We start from the raw sequence: 18,708 nt of genomic DNA on the forward strand, positions 1-18,708 counted from the left end.
GAACTGCCGCTAAAGTTAAAAATATAACGAGAAAAGTGGAAAGATCATGGGCGTTACAGTCGTCAGCCATCCGCTTGTCCAGCACAAGCTCACCATCATGCGCAAGAAGGAAACGTCCACAGCCAGCTTCCGGCGGCTGTTGAAGGAAATATCGCTGTTGCTCTGCTATGAAGTGACGCGCGAACTCGAATTGACCACCATGCCGATCGAAACGCCGCTGATGCCGATGGACGCCCCGATCCTTGAAGGCAAGAAGCTGGTCTTCGCCTCGATCCTGCGCGCTGGCAACGGCCTTCTGGAAGGCATGCTCGATCTGGTGCCCGCCGCACGCGTTGCCCATATCGGCCTTTATCGCGATCATGACACGTTGCAGCCCGTCGAATACTATTTCAAGGCGCCGGAAGATATCGTCAATCGCCTCATCATCGTGGTGGACCCGATGCTGGCCACGGGACATTCAGCAATTGCGGCCATCGACAAGCTGAAGGAGCGCGGCGCGACCAATATCCGCTTCCTCTGCCTGCTGGCGGCGCCGGAAGGCATCAAGCGCTTTACCGAAGCTCATCCCGATGTCGACGTGTTCACGGCTTCCATCGATGAACGCCTCGACGAAAAGGGCTATATCGTTCCCGGCCTGGGCGATGCCGGCGACCGCATGTACGGCACGAAGTAAGCACCAGCGCGCATCCCGAAAAGTGTGAAGCGGTTTTCGGGACAGATGCGCGCTAAAATAAACAATGCAGCGCGGCCCGCGCCTGCTATCATGCCTGGAAACGGGGGGCAGCATGGCGCGGGTTTTTACGATCCTTCTGGTATTCGCGGGATTGGCAATCGCCTTCCCACTTCTGTTTGAGAAATTCAGTTCGCGGCCGAACGCCGGAACATCCGCGACAGCTTCAACCGCTCCTTCGCAAAACCCTGCCGCCTATAGCGGGCGCCGCACGCAGATTGCGCCTGATGGGCGCGGCCATTTCATCACGGATATAAAAATCGCCGGCCAGACCCTTCGCGCCATGGTCGATACAGGAGCGAGTGTCGTTGCGATCAACGCCAGCGCGGCAAGGCGCATTGGCCTGTCGCTCAAACCCGATGACTTCAGATATCGCGTCTCGACTGCAAATGGCGAAACCCTTGCGGCGCATGCCATCCTGCCCGGTATCGAAATCGGACGGATACGGGTGGAGGACGTGGAAGCCATGATCCTGCGGGACGATGCGCTCTCCGATACGCTGCTCGGCATGAGCTTTCTGAAGCGTCTGCGTCACTATGAAGTATCGAATGGCACGCTCATGTTGACGCAATGATGTGATAGCGTACTTCCGATACAGGGCAAAAGCGGTTACATCCAATGACCATAAAGCCCCAATACCGATGGAAGCCAGCCATGACACCGGACCAACGCCTGACCGAGCTCGAAATTCGCGTAGCCGAACAGGAAAAGACCATCGATGAATTGTCATCCGTTCTGGCCGAACAATGGAAAACCATCGACCAGCTTTCCAAGAAGCTCGGCGCATTGACCGACCGCTTTCTGGAACTGGAAGAGCAGACCGCGCCGGACGTGCCAGTCACCAAACCTCCACACTGGTAAAACAATATGCTTCAGATCATCCCTCTTGCCGACCGTCCCGATCTCGTACCCGTCTGCGCCGCATGGAACCATGGGGAATGGGGTGAATTTACCGGCTTCACCCTGGAACAGACCGCCACGGCTTTTAGCGACCTCTCTCGCGAGGACGATGGACAGGCGGCGCGTGTTGCGCTCTGGAACGGGGAGCCAGCCGGGCTTGTGCTCCTGATCCACAGCGATCTGGAAACGCATCCTCATCTGAAGCCCTGGGTGGCGAGCGTTTTCGTCGCGCCCGGCCATCGCGGCAAAGGCGTTGCCAAGGGCCTTGTCGGCGCCATCGAGGATGCTGCCCGGCAACAGGGCTATGGAGAAGCCTATCTTTATACCAACAAGCCCGACCTGTACCGCCAGATCGGCTGGAGCGATTTCGAGACGCTGGAAGGCGACTATGCCGGAATGCTGATCATGCAAAAGAAAATCGCGCGGTAAAACCGCGGGATTTTCTGGTAATGACAGCCCTTATCGCGCAAGCGGGATCGGACAGCTCACGCCGGTACCGCGCAAGCCGCAATAACCGTTGGGATTCTTCGCCAGATATTGCTGGTGATAGTCCTCGGCATAATAGAAATCCGGCGCATCCCCGATTTCGGTCGTGATCGGTCCGATACCGCGAGCGGCCAGCGCCTGCGCATAGGCTTCACGGCTCTTTTCCGCCACGTCACGATCAGCCTTGTCGAAAGTATAAATGACCGAACGATAGGTCGTGCCTATATCGTTGCCCTGCCGCATGCCCTGGGTCGGATCATGCTCCTCCCAGAAAAGGGTCAGCAGCTCGTCAAGGCTCACGACCTTCGGATCATAGACTACAAGCACGACTTCCGCATGGCCCGTAAGACCTGTGCAGGTTTCCTCATAGGTCGGGTTGGGCGTAACGCCGCCCGCATAACCGACGGCCGTCACATATACGCCCGGCACTTGCCAGAACAGGCGTTCGGCGCCCCAGAAGCAGCCCATCCCGAACAGAACCTGCTTATAGCCATCAGGCCATGGTCCTTTCAGCGGGCGACCGTTCACGAAATGGGTGGCGGAGGTCGGGATCGGTGCAGCACGTCCCGGCAATGCCTCATCCGCCGAGGGCATCTGGATTTTCTTGCGATAGCTGTCCAAGAAACTCATGGTTTCCACCTCCTGATTATCGGGCGGTAAAACGGCCCAACGGACGCTCCCGGCGATGACCGATTGCATAGAATAAAAAGGCGAGTACGCCGAAAAGCAGCCAGCCGGGCTGCTCTAGCAGCGGAATGCAGACTGCATCCCAGGCTCCTGCCCCTATATAGTGCGCCACGAAGTTTTCTGCATCGGCCAATGTTTCGGGCGCGTTGCGCGACCACATGGACAAAAGCGGCTTGGCGATAAACTGCGACGCGCCGACGGACCGCGCTCCGTCAAGGATGGCGAAAATCACGGCGAAAGCCAGAAAAACAACCGCAAAACTACGCAATACAAATCGGATCACGATTCTCCGCCTCGGATTTCCTGCCCTGTTCCCGGCACCGGTTTTGAGCCCGATCTGCCGAAGATTTGTCTTTTTGATGTTGCTAAAGCATAGCACACAGAACCCATCAGGCTCAAAGGCAAGCTGGATGACAATTATATGATCAAAATAAACCGATAAATTTCATGGAGTTAGATCATGGAAGACGTTCTTTGCACAGGCTCGGTGATTTAGACGCAAAAACTTGCAAATAGCTGTTGAACATATGCATTTTCTGGCTATATTCGCGCCGCACCCGCTAGTTGGCGATTAACCAGCGCCTGTTTCGAAAAGCGGTGTCACGTTTGCAGTCAGTTTTCACCGTGAGACACGGTTTCCCGACAGCAAGGCAGACGGAGAGGTGGCCGAGTGGTTGAAGGCGCACGCCTGGAACGCGTGTATACGGGAAACCGTATCGAGGGTTCGAATCCCTCTCTCTCCGCCATTTGATTCTTCCCTAGAATAGTCATGCAGAATCGGTCGGTTGAGTATGTTCCCGCCTGTTCCACGTATTACGCTTCAGTCGTACTAACCTGCCTTACCATCGTGGCCGTACCACGCATTCCAGATATTCCATCAAAAGAAATTTATGAAGATACATTGAGGCCGAGCAACAGGCCACAAGTCCGCCCCCCAAATGAACCGCCGATCGCGTCAAATCGATCCATCTCAATCTGAATAAAATTCATTGCGGCAGTAGAATTCCAGACGGCACAATTCAAAATATATTAGGCTTACTTAATATATTATATGCGTAATATTTAAATCTTCACTGACAAACACGTATAGGTTGATATTTTTATTCGCCATATCGTAGCCATACCCTAAAAAATGGGAGGGTTATTGATTCAGCACACATTGGTGACCGAAAGTCTCGTATCGAATGACACAACCCGCACGGAATTGGGCAATGCGTTCGGCTCACAACTGGAAATTGCCGATGTACCGCAAGGATGGAGCGTCTACCACGCTGTCGAACGGACAGGGCTCACGGCGCCCGAAAAGCACGCGTTCCGCCTGCCCCCATTTCCGTTTTATTCCGGCGGGAAACTCGTCAAATCAGCCGTCGCAGATGAGTTCAGGTTTTCCTGCTTTCCTCATTTAACCCCATATGAAAGGGCAAGGGCATGAATGCTCCGGAAGCCTCGAAATTCAGAGAATATGCGCGCACGCTGGCAGCGCGCAGTGTTCCCAATGGCATTTTGAACCGCAGCGCCGCGTTGCGCGGGACGCGCTTTTTGGCCGATGCCGCCCGCGCCGCCAAATCCGGTAAACGACGTCCTTTTCAGATGGTAAATGTTGGCGCCTGCGACGGTGTCCTTTTTGATGACGTGACCCCTTGGCTTCACCGGATACCCCGATCCAAAGCAGTTCTGGTCGAACCCGTACCGTATAACTTGATCAGACTACGCAAAAACTATCCGGACGCCGAGCGGTTCAGGATCGAACCGATTGCCGTCACCCGGGAACAAGGTTCGATCACCGTCAAGACTTTCGATGCAAAAGCCCTGGAAGAAGGCAGTTTGCCCCTGGAATTCATAGGTTGTTCTTCGGTCACAGATACAAATCTGATGTCTGGCAAGAATGTATGGGGCCCGGATGATCCCAATTTCCATAAGTTCGCTCCACATCTGAAGGAAATCGTGGTTGCTTCAGATACGCTGCAAGCCGTGTTGGATCGCAATAATGTTGAGTATATCGATGCATTCCTGGTCGACTGCGAGGGCGCGGACTGGATTGTCTTCGACCAGCTTGATTTGCAGCGCTATCGCCCCGGCCTGATCAAAGTCGAAGTTGGCGCTCTATCCCCGACTGATGTCGGCAACGTCATCGTAAAGATGAAAGCGGCCGGTTATGATGTTGGCATCTATTGCGAAGATGTCTGGGCATTTGGATAATTGCGCTTCTCGGGAGCGATTTTCGAGTACCGGAGCAGAACGTACTTGCAAGTATGATCCCGAAAAGTTGCAGGCTTTTCGGGACCATACGTCCGAGAAAGGTATGTGAGCACCGGAACAAAGCCGGAGGTTTGCACCTCCGGCTATGATTCTTAGTTCAGGCCTTCTTCCTTGAGCGCCTTCTGCACATTCGGGCGGGCGAGCACGCGCTCGCGTAGTTTCAACGCCTTTGGATAGGCGCTCAAATCGACTTTGAGTCCAACACCCCAGCCGATGACGACAGATGCATAAGCGTCGGCCTGCGTGAAATCATCGCCAAGCCAGTAGGCCTTGCTGTCCGACAGCATGGCTTCGAACTGCCCCATGCGGCGATTGATATTGGCAATGACGCCAGCCTTCACTTCGTCACTCGGATCGCTCGCAAACAGCCCGCTGAATGCCGAATGGAGATCCGAGCAGAAGCCCAGGGCTTCCTGCAGGCGGGCACGTTCCATCGTGCCATAGGCTGGCTTGAATGCCGCGACGTCGGAATGGTCCCCGATATATTGCAGGATTGCGGCGTTCTGCGTGATGACGGCGCCGGGCTTTACTTCCAGCGCCGGAACCGCGCCGCGCGGATTGATCGCGAAATAGTCCCCGCCATCAGCCGTCTTCTTGGCCTTGAGGTCCACGGCCTCCAGCTCATAAGGCAGGCCCGCTTCCTTCAGGATGATGTGGGGCGCGAGCGAGCAGGCACCTGCCTTGTAGTAAAGTTTCATGGATATCTCCCATCGGTTTCGATGGAAGATATGTATCAATTTCACTCGCTCCCGCAAGAAACCAGGGATCACATTTCTTTGTGCCGCTCCGATATTCGAAATATTTTCCGGCAACAGGTTATTTATCAGAAAAGCGATGCGATCCGTGCAGGTTTGGAGGATTGCATGCTCGTCACGACAACCATCTTATTGAACTCACCGCGCTTGAACGCGCGCAGGAAGCGTGGATAGTCCCTGAACACCACACAGCCATTGGAATCGCCACGCCGCCCCAGCATAAAAGTATGCGCGAGAAGACCATCGCGATTATAGCGGTTGTTGCCATCGACAGGCGTAAGGCGAATTGCCTCGACACCATGGAACAATGCCTCGCGCATGCGCAGATCGTAGGTATGCGGCGGCGTGGGGCCACGATTCTTCTGGTTCACGTAACGCGGATTATCCCGCATCGGACCGAGGCCGGAATGCGCCTCCAGACGCTCGCCGCCAGGCAGGTAAACGGTCGCTGCGGAAATGTCATAAATTGCAACTTTGCTGCGTGAAGCCTGATTGAGAAGCGGGCTGAAGAGGCCAGCACGCGGTTCTTCCGTGGCACCGCTTTCCGGCGCATAGGCAAGCTCGGCCTTTTCACGCATGCGCGAGCGGCGGAGAGAAGGCTTCGCGCCCGGCACCGGCACATCGTCGGGCAGAAATGCGTCGCGGGCGGCGTCGGCATCAGCGGCCATGTCCGCCTTCTGATCCGGCGCAAGCTGCGGCACAGGAACGGCATTGCCAACCGGAAGACCTGCCTGTCCATTGGCAGCATCCGCCTCTTCTGCTCGCGAAAGCGGCTCGATCCTGCTGAACGCCGCGACCGCGGCCGGTGCGGCGGGCACTGGCGCATAGGCCAGCACCGTCGTACCGACTGTTGCGGCAGGTTCCTGCTCGATATTTGCCACAACCGGTTCTTCACGTCGCACGCGGTCGGCACGTAATTCGACAAGAGATGCCGTATCGACAGGCTTGTCCTCAATTACGGAATCGGGTCCGATGTCGGCAATGATCGGTTCATCACCGGCATTTTTGGCGCGGCGCCAATCGAGATTCGAATAAGCGGCGTCAGCGGTATAGGCCTCGATGAAGCCTCGCCTGATGCGCTGCGACGGTGCGAGCCTGTGGTCGACGACCGCAAGTGTCTGCGGCGCGGTCAGGGAGACGCGACGCAAGACCGGGGCAACAGGTGCAAAGGCTGGCACCACCGTTTCCAGCGTGCCGAGCGCCGTCATCATCCAGCTTCCGGCCACAAGGCCCGTCGCAGCGAAGACCGCAATGCGCGCAAAGCCTTTGAAACCGAATCGAAGCCTGGTGCCATTGCCACGCCGTGCTGCGCCGCCATACACTTCTGTTACACACGCCATGATACAAATCCGAGTGGAGATCACCTCTCACGGCACCGCCTTGCATGTCATTTCGGCAGAAAGACGAGCAAGACATGGCAAGGCGGTGACTGGAAGGTCGCCTCCAGCATCGCCAATTATGGTAACCAAATCCTTTACAGGGGGGAGAAATCCGTTTTCGCGGTCTCGAAAACCGGTTCAGGCCGTCAGCAGATAAGCGCCCTGTTTGGCACTTGGAAATTCCAGCCCCTCGACGGCAACGCGATTGCGCCCGCGATGTTTCACACGCATCAGGGCAAGATCGGCTCGTGCCGCTGTTTCCCACAAGGTTTCGCCGCCGCGCACCATGGCGATGCCGAAGCTGCAGGTCATTCCGCGACCTGCAGGCAACATGGCAAACCGATGCCGCGCGACAATTCCGCAAAGCCTCTCGCCCAGACGCTCGCAGGTTTCGGCGTCGCCGCTGACCAGAAGAACGAATTCCTCGCCGCCAACACGGCCAACGATAGTGGTATTTGGTGCAGCCATTTGCAGAATACGGGCGAACTCAATCAGAACCCGGTCGCCGGTGGGATGTCCCAGCTCGTCATTGATCGACTTGAAGTGATCGATATCAGCAATGATGACCCCATGATCACCACGCTGGGCTTCCGCCAGACGCAGATGCGCACGGCGCTCAAGACCGCGACGATTGAAAACGCCAGTCAGTGGATCGGCGTCACGCTCCGCCTGCAATTCCTTTACCACGTCGGAAGTCGTCGCCACCAGGAGAACAAGGCCGGCAGAGACGCCTGCAAAGGCGCTAAATATCATCACGCCCTGCCAATAGCGTGAATGTATCAATTCGGACGGTCGTGCAATTTCGCCAGAAAGCCCGAGCGCCAATCCCGCCTGCACGTAGAAATGCACCGCCAATAAAAGCAGTGCACCGAACAACACGCGATCGATCCAGCTTCGCCGTGCAAGTTCGCGCGCCTCGATGCAAAGAACCGCCGTCAGACTGCCCAGGGTCAGCTGGATGGCAAGCGCGATCGGTGAATAACCCATATCATTCGCAATGAAATAGATCATGGCGGCAAGAAAGGTGAGCCCGATCGGGACTGATGCGAGGCGCGAATAATGCCTTCCCATGCGTAGCATCACGCCTTCGCAAAGCAGCCAACCGCCCATAAAATGGAGGGCTGCGGCCGGCGGCGAAGCCAAGGGCAGGCTGTTCGAGATCAGCGATATCGGAACCAGAAGCCCGAGCGCGAAGCAGGCGAAACTCAGACCGAAGAGCAAAAGATGCCTGCGCTTCGTGTCGAGCATCCAGACGCCCAACATCGTCGCAGCAAACAGCAATACTACCAGCGGCGGTACGAACTTCACGAACAGGTCCTGAATCGGTTGAAAGCGGGAAGGCAAAAGCGCTATTTCAAATTGAACACAATGTGCAATTACAAACCGGACGCAAAGTCAAGTTTTTAGTTTACAATATTCATAAAAACTAAAATATAAAAGAGAAATTCTAAGAATAAGCGATTGCTAAAAAACAATCGGAAACAACATCCTCTGACGAAAATCTATTTTCACGCAATTTTGATCTGTGAACTTATCCCCAGAAGCTTTTTCGCGATCATGCGGCCGATAGGTATGGAAGACGTCGCCGCTGGTGACGGCGCATTGCATACATGCAGCATTTTCTCGGTCTCCTTGAACAGAAAATCATGCACCAGCGTACCGTCATCAAGGACAGCCTGCGCACGGATGCCCGCGCCCGGCGCGCCAAGATCGGAGAGTTCCAGCGACGGGCAATATTTGCGGCATTCCTTCAGATATCGGGCGCGGGAGGCCGAGTTGCTGAACTCGGACAGGGCCGAGCGCCAGTTCTTCATCGCCATCTTCCAGAAGCCCGGAAACACCGACATGTCCGCGACATCGCCAGCACGGAAACTGCCCTTGGCATATCCCTCCCGCGAGAAGCCCAGAACGGCATTCGGCCCGACCGTCACGCCGCCATCGATCGTTCGCGTCAGGTGAATGCCCAGAAACGGCAGATCGGGATCAGGGATCGGATAGATCAGATGGTTGACGATATGCGCCTTCGATTGCGGCAGGGTGAAATATTCACCGCGAAACGGCACGATGCGATGGCTGATGTCCAGCCCGGCAAGCCGCGCCACGCGATCGGATTGCAGCCCGGCACAGGCAACGAGTTTTGAAGCGCGCACGGTCTCCCCATCTGTCGTTACCGTGACACCCCTGTCATCCTCCCGGATTGCGGTTACCGGGGCGTTGAGCCGCACAATGCCGCCACGCTCGACAATCTCCGCCGCCATCGCCCGCGAGACCCGAGCATAATCGACAATGCCCGTCGCGGGAACGAGGAGCGCCCCGAGGCCCGAAACCGCAGGCTCGATCTTGCGCAGCGTCTGCTGGTCGACATGCTGGAACGCGATATCGTTCTGGACTGCGCGCCTGGCGAGCGCCTCCATGCGTTCAACCTCCTGCGCAGAGGTCGCGACCAGAAGCTTGCCGCATGTTTCAAACGGGATGGAATATTGCCTGCAAAAGGCTTTCGTGGCTTCCGCACCTGCCCGGCACAATTGCGCCTTCAACGAACCCGGCTGGTAATAGATTCCGGCATGAATGACCCCGCTATTGTGTCCCGTCTGGTGACGCGCGAAATCGCCTTCCTTCTCCAGCAGGATGATCCTTGCGCCGGGCTCGGCTTCCTGCATGGCTTTTGCTGTCGCGAGCCCGACAATGCCGCCGCCGATGACGCAGTAATCATAGTCTGCCACGAAGTCCCCTCCTCATGCCTTTTCCGACGCAAGCGCCCCGCCTTGCTACTGCCCTGCCTTGCTACTGCCCGGCACGACGATTACCTGTTACTTATACGATTGCAGCCTTGGTTGCAGCACCGCAAAATGGCATTCTTTGTCAAATCCGGTTCCCCCATGCGGAGAAGTTACATGCGCCATCAGTTCGACCTTTTTGCTCCTTCCCCGGCGGGAGAAGAACAGGCAGAACTGCGCCCTGCCCGCAGCAGGCCCGGCAAGACGACCAGCATCGATGAAGCGGAAATGGTGAAACGCCTGAACGACAGCGGGCGTTACCGCATCTTGCAGCGGCTCGATCCGCCACCGACCGTTCCCGATGCCGACAGGGTCGCCTTCCCGCGCCTCGGCGTGGTTGTGGATACGGAGACGACCGGCCTCAATCCGGCGCAGGAAGAAATCATCGAAATCGGTGCAGTGGCCTTTCGCTACGCCGATGACGGGTCGATAGGCGATATCTGCGCCACCTTCGGCGCGCTGCAACAGCCGTCCAAGCCGATCCCGGCTGACATTACCCGCATCACCGGCATCACCGACGACATGGTGAAAGGCCAGACAATCCCGCGCGAGGAACTCGACGCGCTTGTCGCCGAGGCCGATATCATCATTGCGCATAATGCCGGTTTCGACCGCCCGTTTCTTGAACGTTTTTCCATCGCCTTCGCCAACAAGCCATGGGCCTGTTCGGTCAAGGAGATCGACTGGACCGCACGCGGCTTTGAGGGCACCAAGCTTGGTTACCTGATCGGCCAGAGCGGCTATTTTCACAACGGCCACAGGGCCGAAGACGATTGTCAGGCCCTGCTCGCAGTCCTGAAGGAACAATCAGGCGGGACCACGCCCTTTGCCGAACTGTTGAAGGCAAGCCAGCGCGCGCGGATGCGCATCTATGCCGAGAACAGTCCTTTCGAAATGAAGGATCACCTCAAGGCCCGCGGCTACCGCTGGTCGGATGGCAGCGATGGACGTCCGAAATCATGGTGGACGGAAATCGGCGAAGAAGAACTCGAAGCCGAACTCGAATATCTGCGCACCGAGATTTACGGCTGGCGCGACGCCGATCCGCTGATCCAGAAGCTCACCGCCATGGATCGTTACAAGGAACGGGCGCCGCTACGGGCAAAGAAGTAAAAAAGGCTGCGTTTCCCTCATCTTGAGGAGGTGCGAAGCACCGTCTCGAAAGATCGGGAAACGCGTTGGGAAGCGTTTCCACAACCCCGCCCTCTCGCCCTTCGAGACGCCGCCTGCGGCGGCTCCTCAGGATGAGGGGCGGGATTTGGCGATCACGCAATAACAGGCCACGGCCTCTGTTCAGGCCGCATTTCCTCATAAGCGCGCGCCAATCGCAAAACGCCCAGATCGTCGAAACGCTGGCCGAAAATCTGCAAGCCGATTGGCAAGCCCTTTGCCGTATAACCGCAATTGATTGAAATCGCGGGCTGCTCCGACATATTCATCGCAACGGTGAAGGCAATATGTTCGAAGGGACGCTGCGGATCGTTGATCGGAGAGGCCCATTCCGCCGGATAGGTCGGCATCGGCGCGGTTGGCGAAATGATGAAATCAAAACCCTTCGATGCGGCAAGGGCGGCGTTGCGCATTGCGTCCATCTGGGCAAAACCGAGATAGACTTCCTCGCCGGAAAGCCCTTCCGCAGTTTCGGTCCATTGATAGATGTAAGGCAGGATTTTCGCCCGGTTTTCCGGCGTCATCTTCTTGATGTCGGACCAGGAACGCACGCGCCAGAACCGATCCAGACCGTCGATCATGGTGCGGTTGAGGAACGGCGCAACCGGCTCGACAATCGCGCCAGCATTGGAAAGCAGCTTCGCAGCCGCTTCCACTGCCGCCTTCGTTTCCGCGCCCACCGGCTCACCGAAACCGGCATCGAGCCACAGGCCGATCTTGAGGCCCTTGACGTCGATATTGAGGTCCATCCAGTCGATGTCTTGATAAGGCAAGCTCATGGCGTCGCGACGGTCGGGTCGCGACAGCACCGACATGTAAAGCGCGCTGTCAGCCACCGTTCGCGTCATCGGCCCGGCCACGCGACCGAGAAACGGCGGATCGATGGGAATGCGCCCGAAAGACGGCTTAAGGCCGACGAGACCGCACCAGCCCGCAGGCAGGCGAATGGAGCCGCCAATATCGGTACCGATATGCAACGGGCCGTAACCGGCGGCAGCAGCACTTCCCGCACCGGCGCTGGATCCGCCCGGATTGGTGTTCAAGTCCCACGGATTGCGCGCCAGCTTGTGAAAGCTCGACAGGCCCGAAGACAACATGCCGAGATCCGGCATGGTCGTCTTGGCCAGCAGCACGCCGCCAGCCTCACGGCTGCGCGCCGCGGGCGGCGCATCAACGGCAGCAGGCTTCAACGGCAGCGCCGCGCAGCCAAGCGGCACGGGCGTTCCTTCGGTCGCAATATTTTCCTTGATCGTCAGCGGCACGCCGTCGATGGGACCGGCAGGCTCACCCTTTGCCCAGCGTGCCTCGGAGGCCTTGGCCGCCGCCCGCGCAGCATCCGGATCATACGCCCAAAGCGCATTCAGCTTCGGCTCATCGGCTTCGATACGGGCGATGACCGCGTCCGTGACCTCGACCGGCGAAAGCGACTTCGCCTTATAGGCGGACACGAGTTCGACAGCTGACAAATCGGCAAGATTCGACATTGGGATTTCCTCAAATCACTCAGGCAATTTCAGTGTGGAGCTTGAGCGCCGCACTCGCTTGCGGCGACCGGAAAACGGCTTCGGCACGGCATCGACCAGCGCCCGCGTATAATCGTGCTGCGGGTTGTCGAAGACCTCGTTCGTCGGCCCCTGCTCGACAATATTGCCGCGATAGATCACGGCCACGCGGTCGGTGATGGCACGCACGACGCCAAGATCATGGCTGATGAAGAGATAGGACAGGCCAAATTTCTCCTGCAAATCCATCATCAGGTTCAACACCTGCGCCTGAATGGAAACGTCGAGCGCCGAAACCGGCTCGTCGGCCACGATCAGGGCCGGCTTGGTGATGAGCGCTCGCGCGATGGCGATACGCTGACGCTGCCCGCCGGAAAACTCGTGCGGATATTTTTCCGCCGATGCCTTCGGCAAGCCAACCGCTTCCAACACTTCCGCCACGCGGTCGTCGCGGTCTTTGGCGCTCGTGCCGCTTTCCAGCGATACGATCGGTTCGGAAATGATGCGCTTCACCGTATGGCGTGGATCGAGCGAACCGTAGGGGTCCTGAAAGATCGCCTGAAAGCCCTTGCGCGCCTCACGCAAACCGGCGCGATCAAGCGCATAAATATCCTGCCCGTTGATGAGGACCTGTCCCGATTGCGGACGCTCCAGCCCCATCACGGCGCGCGCCAGCGTGGATTTGCCCGAACCGCTTTCACCCACGATACCTAGGCTTTTCCCGGCTTCGATCTCGACATTCACGCCGTGCAACACCCGCAATGCGCTGGGCTTGGAGAAAAACGACGGACGCGGCAGCTGATATTCACGCACCACATCGCGCACCTGCAAGATCATGTTGCTCATGCCAGCACCTCGCCGTCTCGCGGGTGGATACAGGCGGCGCGATGCGCGATCCCCTCGTTCTCACCGATCAGATCCAGCCCCGGTATCGCCCTGCGGCAATCGTCCTGCACGAATGCGCAACGGTCGGCAAAGGTGCAATAAGGCGGACGCGCCAGCGGGTCCGGCACGACGCCTGGAATGGCGGCGAGCCGCTGGCGTCCGCTGCCGTGGCTACGCACCAGCGCGGCACCATGTGGGGAAGCCTGGAACAACCCCCGCGCATAAGGATGCGCCATGCGATTGAACACCGCTTCCGTGCGTCCGGTCTCGACGATGCGGCCCGCATACATGACGGCGATGCGGTCGGTCATTTCCGAGACCACGCCAAGGTCATGGGTGATGAGCATCAGGGCCGTGCCGGTTTCATCGATCAACTCGTCCATCAGGTTGAGAATCTGCGCCTGCACCGTCACATCGAGCGCCGTTGTCGGCTCATCGGCGATCAGCAGGTCCGGCTCGCAGGCAATCGCCATGGCGATCATCACGCGCTGGCGCTGCCCGCCGGAAAGCTGATGCGGGTAAAGATCGAGATTGAAGCGCGGTGCAGGCAAACCAACGCGATCCAAAAGGCGGCGCGCTTCACGCTCCGCATCGGCACGGCTTTCGCCAAGATGCAGGCGGCGGCCTTCGGCGATCTGCGCGCCGATGGACTTGACCGGATTGAGCGCCGTCATCGGCTCCTGAAAGATCATCGCCATACGCCGCCCGCGCATCTTGCACAGTTCGGCTTCCGGCTTGTTCGCCAAATCCTCGCCATCGAAGCGCAAGCGACCGCGCACGCGCATCCGGTCGGGCAGCAGGCCCATGGCGGCAAGAGCGGTGATCGATTTGCCGCTGCCGGATTCTCCCACCACGCCGAGGCGCTCGCCACGATTGAGCGTCAGGGTAATGTCCGACACGATGTCGGCGACCTTGAGGCCGATCGGCAGTTCGACGGACATAGTCTCCATTTCAAGCAAAGGCGTTGTCATCTCTGCCTCCTGACGCGCGGGTCAAGCACATCGCGCAATCCGTCGCCCAGCATGTTGAGGCCAAGCACGGCGAGCGTGATGGCAAGGCCGGGGAAGATGGCGAGCCATGGCGCGTCGTAGATGAAAGTCTGTGCATCGTTGAGCATCTTGCCCCAGCTCGGCATCGGCGGCTGGGTGCCAAGCCCGACATAGGACAGGCCCGCTTCCGCGACGATGGCGAGCGCGAACTGGATCGTCGCCTGCACGATCAGCACATGGTTGATATTGGGCAGCACATGCAAAAGCGTGATCGATATATCGCCGCGCCCCGCACAACGCGCTGCCTGCACATATTCGCGCTTCCACAGGCCGAGCGATGCGCCGCGTGTGACGCGCGCAAAAACCGGGATGTTGAAAATGCCGATGGCGATCATCGCATTGACCGCACCGGGCCCGAAAATGGCGGTAATGATGACAGCGGTCAGAAGGGCGGGAAACGCGAAGGCGAGATCGGTCATGCGCATGACGAAGCCGTCGATCAGCCCGCCACGCGCCGCCGCAAGCGAGCCGAGCGGGATGCCGATGCCCGCACCGACCAGCACGGCAATGATCGATACGGCGATGGAATTGCGTGCGCCGACCATGATCATGGAAAACACGTCGCGTCCAAAATTATCCGTGCCGAACAGATGATTGAAGCTCGGCCCCTGCAACTTGTCGCGGAAGTTCATCGCCGTCGGCGAATAAGGTGTCCAGACATAGGAGATGACGGCCATCGCGATCAGAATGATCGTGATGAGCGAGCCGACGGCCAGACTGCGGCTGGTCAATATCGTTTTGAATATGCCCGGTTTAGGGAAAGCCTGCGCCTCGCTCATCGGCTGCCTCCCGTCGAAAGGCGCGGATCGATGAAGCCATAGACAAGATCGACGATGAAATTGACCGCGATCACGGAAGCCGCCAGCAGCGTCACCAGCGACTGCACGGTCACGAGATCGCGCTGCGCAATGGCCTGAAACACCAGCCGTCCAAGGCCAGGCAGATTGAAGACGTTTTCGATGATGATGGTTCCTGCCAGCAGAAAGGAAAATTGCAGGCCGATGATGGTGACAACCGGGATCAGCGCATTGGGCACCGCATGACGCCAGAGCGCGGCCTTGCGCGTCAGGCCCTTGGCGCGCGCGGTCCGCACGAAATCCTCGCCCAAGGTTTCGATGACGGCTGATCGGGTGACGCGGGCCAGAATGGCGGCAAGCGGCAGGGCAAGCGCCAAAGCGGGGAGGAACAGCGAACGGATACCGTTCCAGAACCCGCTTTCCCAACCCGCAAAACCTGAGGCCGGAAACCAGCCAAGCTGCAAGGCAAACAGCAGGATCAAGAGCAGGCCAAGCCAGAAATTCGGGATCGCGACACCGACCTGCGCCACGCCCATGGAGAGCACATCGCCGGTCTTGCCGCGCTTGGAGGCGGCATAGACACCAACCGGGATGGCCACCGCGACGGACAGCACCATCGACAGGAGCGCCAGCGGCAGCGTGACCATGATGCGCGGCCCGAGCAATTCGCTGATCGGCACGGAATAGGTGTAGCTTGTGCCGAAATCACCTTTCAGAAAGCCGCCAATCCATGTGAGATAACGCCACCAGAGCGGCTGATCGAGGCCAAGCTGCTTGTGAAGCGCGGCCAATGTTTCAGGCTGTGCATTGATACCCAGGATCACCGCTGCCGGATCACCCGGCAACACCTGCATCAGCAGAAAGACGATGACGGAAGCCGCAAGCGTCGTAAGCAGGAGCGAAACCAGTCGCCCGGATATATAAGCCAGCAAAACGACCTCCTTGAAAAGACGGATATCCGCTTTTCACATTCCAATTTGCCGCACACCCTCCCCTTGTCTTTATGGGACGTACAGCCATTCGTGTTGTTATCCGCCCCTTTGCCAAAGCGCCGGGGCGGATGTTTTTATTCGGCCCAATAGGCTTGCGTCAGATCGTCAGCCGGGATCGGCATGTTCTTCCACAGGCCCTTTACGTTCTTGTTCCAGACGCCGATTTTCGGCAGCGCATAGAGGAAGACGTTCGGTTCGTCGGCGGCAAGCTTTTCCTGCAGCTTCTTTACGAGTTCGAGCTGTTCCTCATCGCTTCCAGCCTCGGCATAGGCCTTGTAGAGCGCCTTGTATTCCGGGTTCTGATAGTTGAAGTAATATTTGTCGCGGGCGTAGATATCGAGATCGCGCGCTTCCGTGTGTGCGATGATCGTGGCGTCGAAATCCGACCGCTTGAACACCTGATCCAGCCACTGGGCGAACTCGATCGGGACGAGATTGGCCTGAATGCCAACTTCCGCCAGCATGGCCGCGATGATCTCGCCGCCGCGTCGCGCATAGGCCGGTGGCGGAAGCGTGATGGTGATTGACGTGCCTGCCGGAACGCCTGCTTCTTCCAGCAACTGCTTCGCCTTCGCCGGATCATACGGATAGGTCTGCGAGAGATCGACATAGCCCGGATCGACTGGCGCATAATGCGAGCCGATCGGCGTGCCGAAGCCGGAATAAACGCCTTCGATCAGCGCCTTGCTGTCGATGGCATGAGCCAGTGCCTGACGCACCTTCACATTGTCGAATGGAGCCTTGGCATTGTTGAGCGACAGCAGAACCTTGCCCGCCGTATCGCCCACTTCAACCTGCAACTTGTCGTCACTCTTGAAGCGGCTGATCAGTTCCGGCGCCTGGAACATTGGAAACACGTCGATGTCACCGGCAAGGATGGCAGCGGCAGCAGCCGACGGATCGCTCACAAAGCGGAACGTGACGGCGGAAAGCTTCGCAGGCTCGCCCCAGTAATCCGGGTTACGCTCCAGCTCGACGCGGTCGCCCTGCACCCAGCGCTTGAACTTGAACGGCCCCGTGCCGACCGGCTTGGTCTTGTTGTCGGCTGCCGAATTCGGCGCGACCATCACCGCATCGCCCCAGCCCATATTGAACAGGAAGTTCGATGTCGGGCGCTTCAGCGTGACGACGGCGGTCGCGGGATCAGGGCATTCGGTGCTCGCAATCGGTTCGAACAGCCCCTTTTGCGCATTGGTGGAATCCGGCGCCACCGCGCGCTCATAGGAGAATTTCACGACCGAGCAGTCGAACGGCGTTCCGTCATGAAACTTCACGCCGGAACGCAGCTTGAACGTATAGGTTTTCTTGTCGTCGGAGACGGTCCAGCTTTCAGCCAGAAGCGGCTTGACCGTACCGTCCTCGACAATGCGCACCAGACCTTCATAGAGGTTCGCATAGGTAACCTGCCGGATGCCGGCGGCGGCGTTGGCCGTCGGATCAAGCCCCGGCGGCTCCAGCACTTCGCCGACCACCAGCGTATCTTTCGCAAAAGCACCGTTGATCGATGCCAGCATCGCGGCTGTGACCAGCCCGGCTTTCAGCAGCTTACCCATGGTTCCCCTGTTTCCTTCTTTATTTAAATCGAGCGCCCGCCATCCACGTCGAGCGCAACCCCTGTAATCATAGAGGCAGCAGGCGAGCAAAGGAAAGCCGCAGCTTCAGCCAGATCGTCGGGTTTCAACAGGCGGCCCATCGGGATGGAATCGCGGAATTTTTTGCGGATTTCCTCGGTGTCCTCACCCATGAATGTGGTGAGCAGCGGCGTTTCGCCGGCAACCGGATTAAGCGCCACAACGCGAATTTTCGCGGGCGCAAGCTCGATGGCCAGCGCCTTCGTGACCGACACGACCCAGCCCTTTGTGGCATTGTACCAGGCAAGATTCGGACGCGGACGCCCGGCTCCGGTCGAAGCGACGTTGAGGATTACGCATTCTTGTCCATTGGTACCATTCTCCTTGAAATGCGGAATGAGCTTGCGCGTCATCAGATAGACGCCGCGCACATTGACGCCGAGAATGCGGTCGAACTCGTCCGGCTCAACCAGTTCGGCATTTTGCGGCTTGTGGCCGATCCCGGCATTGTTGATCAGAATATCGACCTTGCCGAATTTCGACAGGGCAGCTTCCACCGCCGCATCGACATCGGCCTCCCTGGAAATATCGGCGGCCACGGCCAGCGCCGCATCGCCAATTTCACTCGCAACGCGTTTCGCGCCCGCCTCGTCGCGGTCAACGATGACGACCTTCGCGCCGCCATCGGCAAAGCGCTTTGCCATGCCTTCGCCAAACCCCGAACCTGCTCCCGTGATGAGCGCGACCTTACCTTCAAGCGACATCGTGC

The 18,708-nt window shown here is 58.4% G+C and carries 19 protein-coding genes and 1 tRNA gene; 7 read left to right on the forward strand and 13 right to left on the reverse strand.

Features of this window, described 5'->3' with window-relative positions:
* Window positions 1–46 precede the first annotated feature (46 nt).
* The 4 genes from upp to AC0TOF_RS22105 all read left to right on the forward strand — a co-directional run bounded on the left by upp (window position 47) and on the right by AC0TOF_RS22105 (window position 2,059).
* On the forward strand, window positions 47–673 hold the full coding sequence (gene upp / locus AC0TOF_RS22090; protein WP_473769809.1) for a uracil phosphoribosyltransferase: 627 nt from the start codon (window positions 47–49) through the stop codon (window positions 671–673).
* A 112-nt stretch (window positions 674–785) separates the two neighbouring features.
* Window positions 786–1,304, forward strand: a complete 519-nt coding sequence (locus tag AC0TOF_RS22095) for a retropepsin-like aspartic protease family protein (protein WP_473769810.1) — start codon at window positions 786–788, stop codon at window positions 1,302–1,304.
* Window positions 1,305–1,384: 80 nt separating this feature from the next.
* Window positions 1,385–1,591: a SlyX family protein gene (locus AC0TOF_RS22100; RefSeq protein WP_021587137.1), complete on the forward strand. Its 207-nt coding sequence runs from the start codon at window positions 1,385–1,387 to the stop codon at window positions 1,589–1,591.
* Window positions 1,592–1,597: 6 nt separating this feature from the next.
* Window positions 1,598–2,059 carry a GNAT family N-acetyltransferase gene (locus tag AC0TOF_RS22105; RefSeq protein ID WP_473769811.1) on the forward strand — a complete coding sequence of 154 codons (462 nt, stop codon included), beginning with the start codon at window positions 1,598–1,600 and terminating at the stop codon, window positions 2,057–2,059.
* Between the two features lie 30 nt (window positions 2,060–2,089).
* Here the strand turns inward: AC0TOF_RS22105 and msrA are convergent, their stop codons facing one another.
* Both msrA and AC0TOF_RS22115 read right to left on the reverse strand, forming a co-directional pair.
* Window positions 2,090–2,746, reverse strand: a complete 657-nt coding sequence (gene msrA, locus AC0TOF_RS22110) for a peptide-methionine (S)-S-oxide reductase MsrA (RefSeq protein WP_473769812.1) — start codon at window positions 2,744–2,746, stop codon at window positions 2,090–2,092.
* Between the two features lie 16 nt (window positions 2,747–2,762).
* Window positions 2,763–3,086 carry a hypothetical protein gene (locus AC0TOF_RS22115; RefSeq protein WP_473769813.1) on the reverse strand — a complete coding sequence of 108 codons (324 nt, stop codon included), beginning with the start codon at window positions 3,084–3,086 and terminating at the stop codon, window positions 2,763–2,765.
* 373 nt (window positions 3,087–3,459) lie between these two features.
* On the opposite strand from AC0TOF_RS22115, the gene AC0TOF_RS22120 reads away from it, so the two are divergent.
* Both AC0TOF_RS22120 and AC0TOF_RS22125 read left to right on the forward strand, forming a co-directional pair.
* Window positions 3,460–3,549, forward strand: a tRNA-Ser gene (locus AC0TOF_RS22120).
* Window positions 3,550–4,231: 682 nt separating this feature from the next.
* Complete coding sequence (locus tag AC0TOF_RS22125) at window positions 4,232–5,002, forward strand: FkbM family methyltransferase (RefSeq protein ID WP_473769814.1); 771 nt, start codon at window positions 4,232–4,234, stop codon at window positions 5,000–5,002.
* Window positions 5,003–5,154: 152 nt separating this feature from the next.
* On the opposite strand, the gene gst is transcribed toward AC0TOF_RS22125, so the two are convergent.
* The 4 genes from gst to lhgO all read right to left on the reverse strand — a co-directional run bounded on the left by gst (window position 5,155) and on the right by lhgO (window position 9,919).
* Entirely contained in the window at window positions 5,155–5,760 is a 606-nt protein-coding gene (gene gst, locus AC0TOF_RS22130; protein WP_473769815.1) for a glutathione transferase, read from the reverse strand.
* A gap of 125 nt (window positions 5,761–5,885) precedes the next feature.
* A complete protein-coding gene (locus tag AC0TOF_RS22135; protein WP_473769816.1) occupies window positions 5,886–7,157 on the reverse strand; it encodes a DUF2778 domain-containing protein in 1,272 nt (423 codons plus the stop codon).
* 177 nt (window positions 7,158–7,334) lie between these two features.
* Window positions 7,335–8,504: a GGDEF domain-containing protein gene (locus AC0TOF_RS22140; RefSeq protein WP_473769817.1), complete on the reverse strand. Its 1,170-nt coding sequence runs from the start codon at window positions 8,502–8,504 to the stop codon at window positions 7,335–7,337.
* A gap of 200 nt (window positions 8,505–8,704) precedes the next feature.
* Window positions 8,705–9,919: an L-2-hydroxyglutarate oxidase gene (lhgO, locus tag AC0TOF_RS22145; RefSeq protein ID WP_473769818.1), complete on the reverse strand. Its 1,215-nt coding sequence runs from the start codon at window positions 9,917–9,919 to the stop codon at window positions 8,705–8,707.
* Window positions 9,920–10,090: 171 nt separating this feature from the next.
* On the opposite strand from lhgO, the gene AC0TOF_RS22150 reads away from it, so the two are divergent.
* Window positions 10,091–11,086: a 3'-5' exonuclease gene (locus tag AC0TOF_RS22150; protein WP_473769819.1), complete on the forward strand. Its 996-nt coding sequence runs from the start codon at window positions 10,091–10,093 to the stop codon at window positions 11,084–11,086.
* 152 nt (window positions 11,087–11,238) lie between these two features.
* On the opposite strand, the gene AC0TOF_RS22155 is transcribed toward AC0TOF_RS22150, so the two are convergent.
* The 7 genes from AC0TOF_RS22155 to AC0TOF_RS22185 all read right to left on the reverse strand — a co-directional run bounded on the left by AC0TOF_RS22155 (window position 11,239) and on the right by AC0TOF_RS22185 (window position 18,703).
* The gene (locus AC0TOF_RS22155) at window positions 11,239–12,627 is read right to left on the reverse strand and encodes an amidase (protein WP_473769820.1); all 1,389 of its coding nucleotides are present in this window, start codon (window positions 12,625–12,627) and stop codon (window positions 11,239–11,241) included.
* Window positions 12,628–12,642: 15 nt separating this feature from the next.
* Window positions 12,643–13,491: an ATP-binding cassette domain-containing protein gene (locus AC0TOF_RS22160; protein WP_473769821.1), complete on the reverse strand. Its 849-nt coding sequence runs from the start codon at window positions 13,489–13,491 to the stop codon at window positions 12,643–12,645.
* A complete protein-coding gene (locus tag AC0TOF_RS22165; RefSeq protein WP_473769822.1) occupies window positions 13,488–14,501 on the reverse strand; it encodes an ABC transporter ATP-binding protein in 1,014 nt (337 codons plus the stop codon). Before AC0TOF_RS22165 ends, AC0TOF_RS22160 begins: the two co-directional genes overlap by 4 nt.
* Window positions 14,498–15,358 carry an ABC transporter permease gene (locus tag AC0TOF_RS22170; RefSeq protein WP_121987370.1) on the reverse strand — a complete coding sequence of 287 codons (861 nt, stop codon included), beginning with the start codon at window positions 15,356–15,358 and terminating at the stop codon, window positions 14,498–14,500. Before AC0TOF_RS22170 ends, AC0TOF_RS22165 begins: the two co-directional genes overlap by 4 nt.
* The gene (locus tag AC0TOF_RS22175) at window positions 15,355–16,308 is read right to left on the reverse strand and encodes an ABC transporter permease (RefSeq protein WP_473769823.1); all 954 of its coding nucleotides are present in this window, start codon (window positions 16,306–16,308) and stop codon (window positions 15,355–15,357) included. The genes AC0TOF_RS22170 and AC0TOF_RS22175 overlap by 4 nt, the downstream gene beginning before the upstream one ends.
* 134 nt (window positions 16,309–16,442) lie before the next feature.
* Window positions 16,443–17,921 (reverse strand): ABC transporter substrate-binding protein, encoded by a 1,479-nt coding sequence (locus AC0TOF_RS22180; protein WP_473769824.1) that lies wholly within the window; start codon window positions 17,919–17,921, stop codon window positions 16,443–16,445.
* 23 nt (window positions 17,922–17,944) lie between these two features.
* The gene (locus AC0TOF_RS22185; RefSeq protein ID WP_473769825.1) at window positions 17,945–18,703 is read right to left on the reverse strand and encodes a glucose 1-dehydrogenase; all 759 of its coding nucleotides are present in this window, start codon (window positions 18,701–18,703) and stop codon (window positions 17,945–17,947) included.
* Window positions 18,704–18,708 lie beyond the last annotated feature (5 nt).

The sequence above is a fragment of the Ochrobactrum sp. PL_is501 genome, from assembly GCF_055816895.1.